Here is a 13,163-nt window from a genome sequence, read left to right as displayed (position 1 = left end):
ATGTCGATGAACACTTTACCGGAGCAACTCTGTTGGGTGAGTGACAGGATAATGACAAAGCTGTCATTTAACGGATAATTCTTTGATATCAGTCTGTTGCTCACTAGAATGACGACATCACATCAATGTGCATGCAGGAGGAAACATGAAAATTTTGATTGTAGAAGATGAGGTGAAAACAGGAGAGTACCTTAGCAAAGGGCTGACGGAATCAGGTTTCATCGTTGATCATGCGGACAACGGATTGACCGGCTACCATCTTGCCATGACTACTGATTACGATCTGATGGTGCTGGACATCATGCTGCCTGACGTGAACGGCTGGGAAATTGTGAGGATGTTGCGGGCGGCGAATAAAAGTATGCCTATCTTGCTACTGAGTGCCCTGGGAACGATAGAGCACCGGGTTAAAGGCCTTGAGCTGGGCGCTGATGATTATCTGGTGAAACCTTTTGCTTTTGCTGAACTGCTGGCGCGAGTCAGGACGCTGTTACGACGAGGTTCTGCTGTCATTGCAGAAAGCCAGTTTCAGATAGCAGATTTAACACTTGATCTGGTGTCCAGAAAAGTGAGCCGAAAAGGGATCCGCATCTCATTGACCAGTAAGGAGTTCACTCTGCTGGAATTTTTCATCCGCCACCAGAGCGAGGTACTTCCTCGCTCACTTATCGCTTCGCAAGTCTGGGATATGAATTTTGACAGCGATACCAATGCCATTGATGTGGCGGTTAAGCGCCTGCGCGCCAAAATTGACAATGATTTTGAACCTAAGTTAATTCAGACGGTGCGTGGAGTGGGTTATGTTCTTGAGGTGCCAGATGAGGAAAAATAACCTCAACCGCCGACCCTTCTCTCTCGCCACCCGGCTGACCTTCTTTATTAGTCTTTCGACCATCATCGCATTCGTGGCATTCACGTGGGTTATGCTGCACTCGGTAGAAAAACACTTCGCTGAAAAGGATATCAGTGACCTGAAACAAATCAGCCTCTCGCTGGAAAAGATACTTAAAGTTCCTGATGGCTCCGAACAGCAGAAAGCAAAAACTATCAGCAATATTATGGAAACCTACCATAATATTTCGATATTACTTCTTGATGGTAATAAACAGGTGCTTTATCGCTCTATTGATGGTCCTGATCTTACACCTGTACTCTCCCCTGAAAATGCCCAACAGCCAACTGATTCAGAGGGTATTTTTATCTTACCTAATCCTGGGGAAAGCGCGGGTATGCATTCGGATAGTCAGATGAGGAATATGACCTACCGTGTGATGACAACATCGGTGAAAATAACAGATAATACAGCTTCTTCAGCCTATACATTACTGACAGCACTTTCAATTGATTATCACCAGCACTATATCGACCAGCTAAAGCGTAATCTTATTGGCATTGCCTCAGTCATCAGCCTCATGATTATTTTAATCATATTACTTGCAGTTCACACAGCGCACCAACCTTTACGCGATGTCAGTCGGAAAATAAAAAATATTTCCTCTGAAAATTTGGATGTCCGGCTTGATTCAGACAGTGTCCCCATTGAACTGGAGCAACTCGTTATTTCGTTCAACCATATGATTGAGCGAATTGAGGATGTTTTTACCCGGCAGGCTAATTTCTCAGCAGATATCGCGCATGAAATACGAACCCCTATTACCAATCTGGTTACGCAGACTGAAATTGTGTTAAGCCAGACGCGTACAGATGAGGAACTGAAAGACGTCCTGTATTCTAATCTTGAAGAATATAACCGCATGGCTAAAATGACCAGTGATATGCTGTTTCTGGCACAGGCTGATAATAACCAGCTCATACCTGAAAGGGCGATGATAAACCTCCAGAGTGAAGTCATTAAAGTGTTCGATTTTTTTGAGGCCTGGGCGGAAGAACGCGAAGTCAGTCTCAATGTTGAAGGTAGCGCATCTCGCGTTGAGGGCGATCCGCTGATGCTACGGCGTGCCATCAATAATCTTTTATCGAATGCTATTCGTTATACACCGAAAAAGATGACGGTAACCGTCCATATCAAAGAACATCATCAATGGGTTGATTTAATTGTTGAAAACCCTGGCACACCGATCCCTGAAGAACATCTGTCACGGTTGTTTGATCGTTTTTATCGTGTTGACCCATCAAGGCAACGAAAAAGTGAAGGGAGTGGCATTGGCCTTGCCATCGTGAAATCCATCGTGAATGCACACAAAGGAAAAACTAGTGTCACTTCGGATACTGTTTCAACCTGCTTTATTATTTCGCTTCCCGTAACCGCACCCGATAAATGCTAACTGAAAGACAAACAGCCATTCGCTGTTTGTCTTTTATTTCAATATATTCAGCATATGACATATTTGTCATTATCCTGTCACGCATTCAACAGAACCCCTTCCTTATAATCTCTCATCAACCGATGATTCAGACGCTCTGAACATTTATCGCTTACACATGAGGGAAAGACCATGAAAAAAATTCTAATTGCCGCCACTTTTGCTATGACTTTTGCTTCCTCTTCCTGGGCCGCAGAAAACATTAATGTGCACGACCAGGTTAATAATGCCCAGGCACCGGCACATCAGATGATGTCAACCGAACAAAATTCAACGGTGAACGGTTCTGAATCCCCAATGATGGACATGAACCAGCATGAGAAGGCAGTGGTTGCACATGAATCCATGAATAACAGCAATTCAAACGCCCATCAACAAATGGCGGATGAGCATAAAAAAATGATGGGTAATATGAATAAAGCGGGTGGTTCTACAGCGAAACCATTTTCACAAATGAATGAGCATGAAAAGGCAGCGGTTGCGCATGAAACAATGGGTAATGGCCAGTCAGGTGCACACCAACAACAGGCTGAAAAACATCGTAGCATGGAATCATCTAACTGATTGAGACTCCGATGAAACAGTCTGGTTTCTTCCTGACTGAACCAACAAAGAGTATAAACAATCGGGACTTAATCCTGGGCAGGCTGATGTGTTTCGTGTTTTTTCAAGCGGAAATAGGTTGCCCGGGAAATGCCGGTTTTCTCCATCACAATTTTGGCTGGCAGTTTTTGAACAATGAGTTCTCGGGCGATGACTGATTTTTGATGTGGTTTACGCCCGAATTTAACCCCAGCTTCCAGAGCTGCGAGCCGTCCTTCATTGGTGCGTTCCAGAATGCGTTCACGCTCAGCCTCGGCCACAGCAGCCAGTATCTGAATCACCATTTTCCCCATCGTACCTTCTGTACTCAGTCCATTTTCAAGAAACCGTATAGCGATCCCTTTTTTATAACAGGCATCAACAATGTTGATCATATCAGCGGTGTTACGTCCAAGTCGGTCCATTTTGGTACACATGATGATGTCGTCTTTTTCCGCACGGGCAAGCAGCCTTTGTAAACCGTCGCGTTCGTCTGTCGCTCCCGACATCATGTCAGTAAAAATCCGATCATCTCTGACCCCCACAGATTTTAGTTCCGTAACTTGCGCCGTCAGTTTCTGATGGCTGGTTGATACCCTTGCATATCCCAGTAATGCCATATTAGTCTCACAAATCGATATTGATACTGCGTAGTATCATAAGGCATAAATCACGATTTCTGATACTTATGTTTATTACCGTTTTCAGTGGTCTCAAAACTTATAACATTTGAGACGGTTAAAAAGAGAACAGAACACCCGTTTACGAAAGGATGCGCAATGAATGATGACTTTCTGACCAGCGAACAGACACAAAACTACGGTCGCTATGTGGCAGAGCCAAATGAAGTTCAGCTGGCCCGGTATTTTCATCTGGATGAGCGTGACCTTGCTTTTATTAATCAGCGACGGGGAAAACATAACCGGCTGGGGATTGCACTACAGCTGACTACGGCACGCTTCCTGGGAACATTTCTTCCTGATCCCCTTCAAACCCCCTCATGCATCCGTTTTTACATTGCGGCACAGTTGAATATCAGCCGACCAGAGATCCTTTCCCGATATGCTGAAAGAGAAAATACCCGCTGGGAGCATCAGGGACTTATCAAACTCTATTTTGATTATCATGATTTTGGTGATTTCCCCTGGACGTTCAGACTGAAGCGTTTGCTTTATACTCGCGCCTGGCTCAGCAATGAGCGCCCAGGCCTGCTGTTTGATTTTGCTACCGCATGGTTGCTGCAAAATAAGATCCTGCTACCCGCAGCCTCGACTCTGACAAGGCTGATTGGCGAAGTACGGGAACGGGCAAGTCGACGGTTGTGGCGAATGCTGGCTTTGTTGCCTGACAGCTGGCAGAAAGCACAACTGAACGGTTTACTTGAAATACCTGAAGGACAGCGTATATCGGTGCTGGAGGAAATGCGAAAAGGTCCAGTCACTATCAGTGGACCGGCATTTACTGACGCTCTGGAGCGATATACCCGACTGCGTAGCATGGAGTTTTCCCGGCTAAATTTCTCCGGCCTGCCTGCCATCCAGCTGCGAAATTTGGCCCGTTACGCCGGAATGGCTTCGGTGAAATACATATCAAGAATGCCTGAGGAACGGCGACTGGCCGTGCTTACTGCGTTTGTGAAAGCGCAGGAAATTTCGGCGCTTGACGAGGCCGTGGATGTGCTGGATATGCTGATACTGGATATCACGCGTTCTGCGAAAAATAGCGGGCAGAAAAAGCGACTCAGAACTCTGAAGGATCTTGATCGTGCTGCGTTATTACTGGCACGCGCATGTGCGCTATTACTTGATGAGAACACCGATGAGGCCGCACTGCGGCAGGTAATTTTCCGCCGCATACCAAAGGACAAACTGGCTGAATCTGTCGGCAAGGTAAATGAGCTGGCACGGCCGCAAGATACTCATTTTCAGGATGAAATGGTGGAACAATATGGGCGGGTGAAGCGCTTCCTGTCCGCGATGTTGCGTGACTTACACTTTCAGGCTGCCCCGGGCGGGGAACACACGTTGTCAGCAATCCATTATCTGGCTGAACTGAGTAGCTCAAAAAAGCGAATTCTCGACGATGCACCAGAGCACATCATTTCCGGTCCCTGGAAACGGCTGGTATACGACAAAGATGGCAGGATTCTACGCGCTGGTTACTCGTTGTGCCTTCTCGAGCGTCTTCAGGACTCTTTGCGCCGTCGTGATCTCTGGCTGGAGAACAGTGACCGATGGGGTGACCCGCGTCAAAAATTGCTTCAGGGAACTGAATGGCACGCACAACGGATCCCGGTATGTCGGGCGCTGGGTCATCCATCAGACGGAACTAAAGCAGCAGAACAACTGGCTACGCGGCTTGATGACACCTGGAAATCAGTGGCTTCACGTTTTGCCTGCAACGCGGCAGTCAGCATAAGCAATGAAGATAAGCATCCCTCACTGACGATCAGCAGTATGGATAAACTGGACGAGCCACCGGCACTGATACAATTAAACCGTCGGGTAAGAGAACTGATCCCACCCGTAGATCTGACTGAGCTGTTGCTTGAAATAGATGCCCGAACCGGTTTTACCCGCGAATTCAGCCACGTCAGTGAATCAGGTGCACGGGCGCAGGATCTCCAGGTCAGTCTGTGCGCAACACTGCTTGCGGAAGCCTGCAATATAGGGCATGAACCTCTGATAAAACATAATATTCCCGCGCTTACTCGTCATCGTCTGAGCTGGGTTAAGCAAAATTATCTCAGGGCAGAAACGCTGGTCAGTGCTAATGCACGGTTGGTTGATTTTCAGTCCACGCTGCCGCTCGCGGGGTACTGGGGAGGTGGGGAGGTTGCCTCCGCAGATGGTATGCGTTTTGTCACACCGGTTAAAACGGTTAATTCCGGACCAAACCGTAAATACTTTGGTTCAGGACGCGGTATCACCTGGTACAACTTCGTCTCCGATCAATACTCAGGTTTCCATGGCATTGTCGTTCCCGGTACGCTTCGTGATTCCATATTTGTACTGGAAGGGCTTCTGGAGCAGCAGACCGGACTGAATCCGGTAGAAATTATGACGGACACAGCAGGCTCCAGCGATATCATTTTTGGCCTGTTCTGGTTGTTGGGCTACCAGTTCTCACCTCGTCTGGCCGATGCAGGTGGGTCGATATTCTGGCGGGCAGATAAAACGGCGCATTATGGTGCTCTGAATGAGCTGGCCCGGGGATGTGTTGAGATGTCGAAAATAGAATCCCAATGGGATGAAATGATGCGAATGGCGGGTTCACTGAAACTTGGAACCATCCATGCATCAGAGCTTATTCGCTCACTGTTGAGAAGTAGCCGCCCATCTGGCCTGGCTCAGGCGATTATGGAAGTGGGCCGGGTCAACAAGTCTTTGTATCTTCTCAACTATATCGATGATGAGGATTACCGGCGTCGGATACTCACTCAGCTCAACCGGGGAGAAGGACGTCATGCCGTGGCTCGAGCCATTTGCTACGGACAACGTGGTGAGATTAGAAAACGCTACCGTGAAGGGCAGGAAGATCAACTAGGTGCTCTGGGCCTGGTGACCAATGCGGTTGTGCTGTGGAACACACTTTACATGCAGGAGGCGTTGTCACATCTTCGCAAATCGGGGGAAACGCCTGAGGAGGAGCATCTGGCAAGATTATCGCCGCTGATATATGGTCACATAAATATGCTGGGGCATTATACGTTTTCGTTACCGGAAGATATTTTGAAGGGCGAGCTAAGACCATTAAATTTCAATACAAACAATGAATTAAACTCTTAGCGTGGTTTTTTACATCATTGGACCTCGAACCCCTTTATCTGTTTGCCGGTTTCTCCCGTTATTCGTTTGCGGATTTTTGTGGATAAGAGACGTTGCACATCATCAGAATGCACGTAGCAGGAGGTAGTTTGTATTGCTATGGCCGTAAACAGCTCAGGAAAGGGACAAAATAGAGAAACGGGCAGATGACAGGCAGCACAAAATGCCCCGTCGGGGCTGGCTACATTCAGGCAGGTAAATCTGAGGGTCAGTGTGGCGGCGGTGACGCCAGTGCCAGTTCGAGCTGATAAAGACGCTGGATGGCCAGCTGCTCGAGGCGTTGTGGCGTACACCAGTAAGCCTCATCCGGCGCCATCGTCTTCAGCAGGAAACACGACATTTCATATACCTGGCTGTCACGGGGCAGTCTGGCCAGCCGGTTAGCCCGTTTACGGTCGGCCCCACGCTGACGGCGGAACTTCAGCGCCTCTGCGCGTTTCTGTGCCGCCCAGCGCTGACGCGCAGCATGAGGTGAAAGTTCGTCATGCTCACTCATCACCCCTTCAGCAATCAGCCGGCGACGTTCTTCACTCTCACGCAACTTCTTTTGTTGCTGTACTTCGAGCTTTACCAGGTCCACACCCAGCATCGAGAATCCCAGAGCGGTGATCCAGACGTATTTAGGAAACCAGGTGCGGGACTCGCGGTCCCAGGTCTTTTCTTCGGAGATAGCCAGTACGCCAAAACGGATCTGCTCATCAATAAGCCGGGACAGGCGCGACACTGTCACCTCCTGTCCTGCAATCAGCTGACCTTTTTCGTCCTTCGGACTGATTTCAAACGCCAGACGTGACACACACATCCCAACAGAATGTTTGCCGGCATCGCAGAAGCTCACCAGTGCTGGCCAGAGTGCATCCAGCAGATACTGTTTCTCAGGGCGGAAGGCATATTTACGGCCGGCCCGTTCGCGTTCACGGACATAAAGTGGATGGCGGGACATGTGCATCCGCAAACGGGGCTGACCAGTCTGCGGATCTTTCATCACCAGGCGGTGATAGGCATGGCCAAGCTGACCGCCGAGGGCTTTATAATGAGCTGGTCGGAACCAGGCCGGTCTGTCACATTTAGCTTTAGTGGAGTGTTCGCCACGCCGGCGCAGAGATTTTTTCCTGACGGGTTCAACCAGAAAGGCTTCTTCACAGCGTTCGCTTAACCCTTGCCAGAAACGGTCCCGGTCTTCGATATCAGGATGGAATTTATGATTATGTAAAGGTTGTTCAGACACACCTTTCCGCGCTTATGTTGCACGGAAGGAGTACGCACAAGAGGTCTTGAATTTCTCTGGGCATGAATTTATACTCCCCGCACAGAGCAACAGCTTCTGTGCAGTTTTAGTAGGACCCCGTTAATCTAATCAGCCCGCCAAAGTTGAAGAAGATTATCGGGGTTTTTGCTTTTCTGGCTCCAGTAAATCCTCAGAACCAGTTCCCTGCCACTTTCTGGCGTGGCTCAACCATACATTCTGTTAAACGATCAGTAATCTGTTAATGACTCCCGATACGGTAAGTAAAACTACTCCGTAAAAGGATCTGACCGACAACAGTTCGCCGTTGTTGCGCTGGTCATCGTTGTTAACATTTTTCATATGATACCCGATTTTTCTCCTGTGTGAATATCCATAATACCTGTCTTCCTTACCCCTAAACTAAATTGCGTCTTTATTGATGAAATTATTCTTTCCTTAACCTAAATATTCATAGAAAACAGTCCAATATATGAATAATCATGAATTTCAAAAATCATGTTTGTTCCAGCAAAAACTGAACAATAATCACATTTTTCCGTCTTTTTTGCTGGTTATAAAACAACCAATGAAACAGATCGATATTCTGTACCATCATCCAGAGTCAGCATAATTGATCGATCATGGATCTCATCACGATCTTTTATGCTGGTTTAAAACAAAGTTATCCACAGGATGGATACTTAAGGAATGCTAAACGACTATTTACATTCAAATACATTTCGGGATATAAACACGACCATTAAGTACCAATATAGTTTTGTATGCTGCACTGAATGATTTATCCGGTCTATTCTACTAACCAGGCTTCGCCAGTCTGAACAGCACGAACAGATACAGGTTAATTGTTAACCATGAACAGCATCACAAAATCAGCATTGATAAAACGGAGAAACTCTTTCTCCATCGCCAAAAAAAGGAATGGCTCGCCGGCCATTCTGGCTTCACTGATTTTTGTGCCCGGGGGGACCGAGTGAGTACACCTCGTCCATACCAAACGCCGGGTACAAACTTCAGTGAGGCGAGTTCAGTATGAACATTTGATTTTTGACCAGTCACTCCACGGTCAAAAAATTCTTGGGCTCGCCCGCAATTTACCTCTCACTTTATTTATCGCAGGACAATCGCCATGGAAGCGTGGTATCTCGTTTGTTATGAACCCGGGAAAGAAAAACTGTACAGGGCCCAGCTCAGCCTGAGCCTGAAAAACATCACCGTTTTCTGCCCTATGCTTAGAACCTGGCGCCCCCGGACAGACTGCAACGGCGTCAGACCTTTCATTGAGCCCCTTTTCAGGGGATATCTGTTTGCCTATCTTGATCCGGAAGTGATCCACCCGTCACGCATCGAAGAAGAATGCAGCGGGGTGAGTAAGTTTGTTATATATGGTCAGGAAATTAAGCCGTTACCCGCGTCTGTTATGGAAACACTGATGGCGCTCCCGGCCTGCGCTGATGAGCGTGATGTCGTCCCTAAAGCCGCAAAGCAGGAGAAAGCCGCTCAGCGCCCTTACCGGCCCCCGCGTAAACGTAAACAGCGGATGAGTAACCCTTCACCGCTTCAGAGTGTGCTGTACGATAAAATCAGCAGGATAGTCAGTACTGATAATGAAATGCAGCGCACCGCCATGTTCCTGGCATTGACGAAATCTTTCCATGACCATACAGATCATCCCGGCAACCGGTAGTCCGGGTTTGCCGCTGTGGGGCAGACATCCCCACAACGTGTTTTCAGCCCCCGACATTCACTGCCAACAACCTCACCTACCCCCCAGGTCACTCTCCGGGTTGTGTTGACATATTCTTACCCTGAGCTGCCTACGGGCAGCTCTTTTTATACGTGAGTCCCCATGACAAATAAAAATGTACGCCATCACACTGTGCGCTTTAACCCTGCACGCACGGAGGGCCTGGAAAAATTAGCCGTGGATATCGGTTATCAGCAATCTCGCCCGGTTACCGTTCACGCTCTGGTGAATGCGCTAGCCGACTGCCTGCTGGACAGGCAGTTCGAAATCCGCGTTCTGGCTGACAGGATCCAGATGAATGCAACCAAAAACCGGAGAGAGCCATGAAACGCGCAGTCCTGCTGCCACTTTTGCTTACCGGCTGCCAGCAGGGCCATGTCAGTCCACTGCCGGAAGCGCAGAGTTATGTGGACAACCTGATGGCCGCCCAGCTCCTGGTGGTTAAAGTTGAGCAGGAAAGCCTGGCACTGGCCAGTGGGCTGAACTTCTCTCCAGTCAGGCGCCCGGCCCCATCATCCACTCCACCCGTTACGATGCGGGGAACAGCGGTAAAAGCACCTGAACCGGTCGCCGGTACGTCGCTCTCCCTGCCCCCGGGGCCCCGCCTGATGCCGGGCCTTCAGCACGTGCGCTATACCGGCACACCGGATGCTCTGCCTGCGCTTGTCGTAAGTTCCGGTGCGCAGAGACGGCTGGATCAGGCTCTGGTGGCCATCGTACCCGCTGGCTGGAATACCGTATTGTCATCCCGCCTGAAAGCCGGCGCCTTGTCCCGGGTATCCTGGAACAGCGGTGAACAGTGGCCATATGTGCTGGAGAAACTGGCGCGTGAGCAGCAGCTGCAGATCAATATTTACTGGGCATCCCGACAAGTTACTGTGGACCGGGCCGATAAGGCAGGTGTGACCGGGGTGCCTGCAACAGCGACATCGCCGGCAACCACGATGGCCGCCCCACAAAGTAAGCTGTTAACGGGCCCTGTCGCCCCGACCGCCACACCGCCTGCAACACAGGCGGGGGCAGCAAAAGTCTTCACGCCGGTGAAAGCGCCTGAACCGGTCAGGCCTGCTCCCCGGGTCTGGCGGGCAGACACAGGCAGCACGCTCAAGGACACCCTGTTTACCTGGGCTGCCACGACCGACTGCGAAGTACTGCCCGGGAAAAAGTGGAGCATTGCCTGGGTGACTGAAACGAACTACCGCATCGATGCTCCGCTGCGGTTCAGTGGTCCATGGCGTGATGCCCTCAATCAGGTCTTTGCGCTGTATCAGCATGCGGCAGTACCGCTTTATGCCGGCACGAACTCTGCGCAGTGTGTCCTCAAAGTCGATGATAGACCCATGAACTGAGGTGGCGAATGAGTTACCTGATCCTGTCGTTCTTCTCGGTCTTCCTCCTGTTTTCCTCCGGTGTCCTGCAACACGATAACGCCACTGATGCCGGTCAATACCAGACCGATACGCAGCAACAACAGGCTGCCGCGACGTTGCGTTATATGAATGCCATCAACAGTTATCTCTACGCTCACCCGATGGCCGACGGCACATTCAGTGACAGCCTCCTGGAGGCTGCCCCACCTTCTGGTGTGCGGCATGTCATTCGTCAGGGCCGCGTATTCGTCTATCAGCCTTCCCAACCCGGGCTGAAAGACGCGCTGGTCACTGTTTCCCGACACTCAGCCCTGCTGGGCAGTGTTAAGTCCCGCCGGCTCATCGATCTGAGCGGCACCGATATGCAGATAACCTTGCCGGACCTTATTCCGGAGGGTTATCTCGTTTACCTCAACTGAGACGGGGCCCGCCCCCTCGAGACTCGCCCATGACACATCACCTTACCACCCGGGTCGCAACGCTTGTTGCCATCCTGGGGCTGGCCGGCTGTGGCACGTTTGACCGGATTAATCAGTCAATGGACACCGTCGATACAGACCAGACGACCGCCCGAAATAAAATGAAGAACGTAAGCCTGGGAAAACCGGTGCAGGAAATCACCACGCAGTGGATAAATCCCATCCCCCTCAATCAGGCTGCCATGACAAAAGAAGCGCTACCCGGTTGTGCTGTGACCCTCACCCGCCCGGGTGAAATCAGTCTGGCCGATGTCAGTGCTTTTATTACCCAGACCTGTCGTGTCCCCGTGGTAATCACCCCGGATGCTCAGGGCTCAGGCATGACGGCAGGGGCCACTGAAAAAATCAGCGGGCCCTTGCCGGTTCCGGTACCAGACAGCTCCGGGATGGTCCCGCTTAACCAGATGGGCGGGTCGGTCGCACCGCCCAAAATGGTGGTCAGCGCCAATACGCTACGGGGAATTAACTGGCAGGGCTCTCTGTCAGGCTTGCTTGACCACGTAACCACCCGCCTGGGTCTGTCATGGCGTTATGAACAGGGCCGTGTGGCGATTTTCTATCTGGATACACGCAGCTTCCCCATCCGGTTCCAGGATTCAAAAACCCAGTTTACCTCCCGATCAGTTTACGGCTCCTCTTCCGGTGGCAGCAGCAGCGACGGTGCCTCCACGGAAGGAAACAGCTCCCAGACCACCATCACGGATATGAACACCAATCGCTACAAAGAGATTGAAGACACCGTGAAGTCGATGCTGACACCGGGCACGGGCCGCATGTCCATTTCCACCGGGTTACTGACGGTGACCGATACATCCCGTGTGCTGAATGCTGTGCAGACCTTTATCGAGGGCCGCAATACCGAACTGACCCGTCAGGTTGTCCTGAACGTCAAAGTGTATTCCGTGACCAAAAAGCGTCAGGACCAGATGGGTATCGACCTGGATGCCATCTTTAAGTCCGGAAGTGTGGGCTTATCGCTGGGCAATACCATGGCCGGAACGGCCAGCAGTGCGATGACCGGCGGGATTAATATTCTGGACGGGAAGTTCGCCAACTCCAGCGCCTTTATCCACGCACTGGCACAGCAGGCCAATGTCTCCATAGTGACGCAGAACGCCAGCACTACCACCAATATGAGCCCGGTTCGAGTGCAGGTCGTCACCCAGCAGGACTACATCAGCCAGGTCAGCACGGAAAACACGGCAAACGTCGGCTCCAGTACCTCGGTCGAGAAAGCCACCATCTCCACCGGCTTCAATATGACCCTGCTGCCTTATATCCAGCCGGCAAGCGACCAGATGGAGCTGCAGTATTCCATTTCCATAAGCGATGAACCGGATATGCAGCCGGAAAAAGTCGGGGAAGTGACCCTGAAGCTGCCCAAAACCAAAATGCACAACTTTGCGCAAAGCACCATCCTGCGTTCCGGGCAGACGCTTCTGCTCAGCGGACATAACCAGGAGAGCAACAGTGTCAACCGTCAGGGGGTCGGCTCGCCGGGCTTCTTTGGGTTAGGCGGGGGCGTTAACGGGGAAAATAACGATGCCATTCTGGTCATTCTCATCACACCAACCCTCCTGGGGTGAGT

At 50.5% G+C, this 13,163-nt stretch carries 12 protein-coding genes and 1 pseudogene; 10 read left to right on the top strand and 3 right to left on the bottom strand.

Annotated elements, in window-relative coordinates:
- Positions 1–145: 145 nt before the first annotated feature.
- The 3 genes from AC0IWZ_RS24020 to AC0IWZ_RS24010 all read left to right on the top strand — a co-directional run bounded on the left by AC0IWZ_RS24020 (position 146) and on the right by AC0IWZ_RS24010 (position 2,888).
- Positions 146–832: a copper/silver response regulator transcription factor gene (locus AC0IWZ_RS24020; protein ID WP_259152789.1), complete on the top strand. Its 687-nt coding sequence runs from the start codon at positions 146–148 to the stop codon at positions 830–832.
- A complete protein-coding gene (locus tag AC0IWZ_RS24015) occupies positions 819–2,285 on the top strand; it encodes a Cu(+)/Ag(+) sensor histidine kinase (protein ID WP_259152788.1) in 1,467 nt (488 codons plus the stop codon). The genes AC0IWZ_RS24020 and AC0IWZ_RS24015 overlap by 14 nt, the downstream gene beginning before the upstream one ends.
- A 171-nt stretch (positions 2,286–2,456) precedes the next feature.
- Positions 2,457–2,888 carry a copper-binding protein gene (locus AC0IWZ_RS24010; RefSeq protein ID WP_259152780.1) on the top strand — a complete coding sequence of 144 codons (432 nt, stop codon included), beginning with the start codon at positions 2,457–2,459 and terminating at the stop codon, positions 2,886–2,888.
- A 68-nt stretch (positions 2,889–2,956) separates the two neighbouring features.
- On the opposite strand, the gene AC0IWZ_RS24005 is transcribed toward AC0IWZ_RS24010, so the two are convergent.
- The gene (locus AC0IWZ_RS24005; protein WP_259152779.1) at positions 2,957–3,526 is read right to left on the bottom strand and encodes a recombinase family protein; all 570 of its coding nucleotides are present in this window, start codon (positions 3,524–3,526) and stop codon (positions 2,957–2,959) included.
- A gap of 159 nt (positions 3,527–3,685) precedes the next feature.
- Between AC0IWZ_RS24005 and AC0IWZ_RS24000 the strand changes: the two genes are divergently transcribed.
- Positions 3,686–6,694 (top strand): Tn3 family transposase, encoded by a 3,009-nt coding sequence (locus AC0IWZ_RS24000; protein ID WP_471679143.1) that lies wholly within the window; start codon positions 3,686–3,688, stop codon positions 6,692–6,694.
- A gap of 247 nt (positions 6,695–6,941) precedes the next feature.
- Here AC0IWZ_RS24000 and repA read toward each other — a convergent pair whose 3' ends face one another.
- Positions 6,942–7,961: a plasmid replication initiator RepA gene (gene repA / locus AC0IWZ_RS23995; RefSeq protein WP_471679142.1), complete on the bottom strand. Its 1,020-nt coding sequence runs from the start codon at positions 7,959–7,961 to the stop codon at positions 6,942–6,944.
- Complete coding sequence (tap, locus tag AC0IWZ_RS23990; protein ID WP_074388703.1) at positions 7,954–8,025, bottom strand: RepA leader peptide Tap; 72 nt, start codon at positions 8,023–8,025, stop codon at positions 7,954–7,956. The genes repA and tap overlap by 8 nt, the downstream gene beginning before the upstream one ends.
- A 64-nt stretch (positions 8,026–8,089) precedes the next feature.
- Between tap and AC0IWZ_RS23985 the strand changes: the two are divergent.
- From AC0IWZ_RS23985 to pilN, 6 genes and pseudogenes are all read left to right on the top strand, one after another.
- Positions 8,090–8,216: pseudogene (locus AC0IWZ_RS23985) on the top strand (replication protein RepA).
- An 892-nt stretch (positions 8,217–9,108) separates the two neighbouring features.
- The gene (locus AC0IWZ_RS23980; protein ID WP_471679141.1) at positions 9,109–9,666 is read left to right on the top strand and encodes a transcription termination/antitermination NusG family protein; all 558 of its coding nucleotides are present in this window, start codon (positions 9,109–9,111) and stop codon (positions 9,664–9,666) included.
- Between the two features lie 162 nt (positions 9,667–9,828).
- A complete protein-coding gene (locus AC0IWZ_RS23975; RefSeq protein WP_064556395.1) occupies positions 9,829–10,053 on the top strand; it encodes a hypothetical protein in 225 nt (74 codons plus the stop codon).
- Positions 10,050–11,075 carry a toxin co-regulated pilus biosynthesis Q family protein gene (locus AC0IWZ_RS23970; RefSeq protein WP_471679140.1) on the top strand — a complete coding sequence of 342 codons (1,026 nt, stop codon included), beginning with the start codon at positions 10,050–10,052 and terminating at the stop codon, positions 11,073–11,075. The genes AC0IWZ_RS23975 and AC0IWZ_RS23970 overlap by 4 nt, the downstream gene beginning before the upstream one ends.
- An 8-nt stretch (positions 11,076–11,083) precedes the next feature.
- Entirely contained in the window at positions 11,084–11,515 is a 432-nt protein-coding gene (gene pilM, locus AC0IWZ_RS23965; RefSeq protein WP_064556393.1) for a type IV pilus biogenesis protein PilM, read from the top strand.
- A gap of 29 nt (positions 11,516–11,544) precedes the next feature.
- Positions 11,545–13,161, top strand: coding sequence for a PilN family type IVB pilus formation outer membrane protein (gene pilN / locus AC0IWZ_RS23960; protein WP_471679139.1), 1,617 nt, complete (start codon positions 11,545–11,547; stop codon positions 13,159–13,161).
- Positions 13,162–13,163 lie beyond the last annotated feature (2 nt).

The sequence above is a fragment of the Buttiauxella sp. AC142 genome (assembly GCF_979253435.1).
This window is presented reverse-complemented; position numbering and strand designations above follow the sequence as displayed.

Coding starts and splice junctions, on each gene's coding strand:
- AC0IWZ_RS24015 (WP_259152788.1), top strand. CDS start 819: ATGAGGAAAAATAACCTCAACCGCCGACCCTTCTCTCTCGCCACCCGG.
- AC0IWZ_RS23980 (WP_471679141.1), top strand. CDS start 9,109: ATGGAAGCGTGGTATCTCGTTTGTTATGAACCCGGGAAAGAAAAACTG.
- AC0IWZ_RS23975 (WP_064556395.1), top strand. CDS start 9,829: ATGACAAATAAAAATGTACGCCATCACACTGTGCGCTTTAACCCTGCA.
- AC0IWZ_RS24020 (WP_259152789.1), top strand. CDS start 146: ATGAAAATTTTGATTGTAGAAGATGAGGTGAAAACAGGAGAGTACCTT.
- AC0IWZ_RS23970 (WP_471679140.1), top strand. CDS start 10,050: ATGAAACGCGCAGTCCTGCTGCCACTTTTGCTTACCGGCTGCCAGCAG.
- AC0IWZ_RS24000 (WP_471679143.1), top strand. CDS start 3,686: ATGAATGATGACTTTCTGACCAGCGAACAGACACAAAACTACGGTCGC.
- pilM (WP_064556393.1), top strand. CDS start 11,084: ATGAGTTACCTGATCCTGTCGTTCTTCTCGGTCTTCCTCCTGTTTTCC.
- AC0IWZ_RS24005 (WP_259152779.1), bottom strand. CDS start 3,526: ATGGCATTACTGGGATATGCAAGGGTATCAACCAGCCATCAGAAACTG.
- pilN (WP_471679139.1), top strand. CDS start 11,545: ATGACACATCACCTTACCACCCGGGTCGCAACGCTTGTTGCCATCCTG.
- AC0IWZ_RS24010 (WP_259152780.1), top strand. CDS start 2,457: ATGAAAAAAATTCTAATTGCCGCCACTTTTGCTATGACTTTTGCTTCC.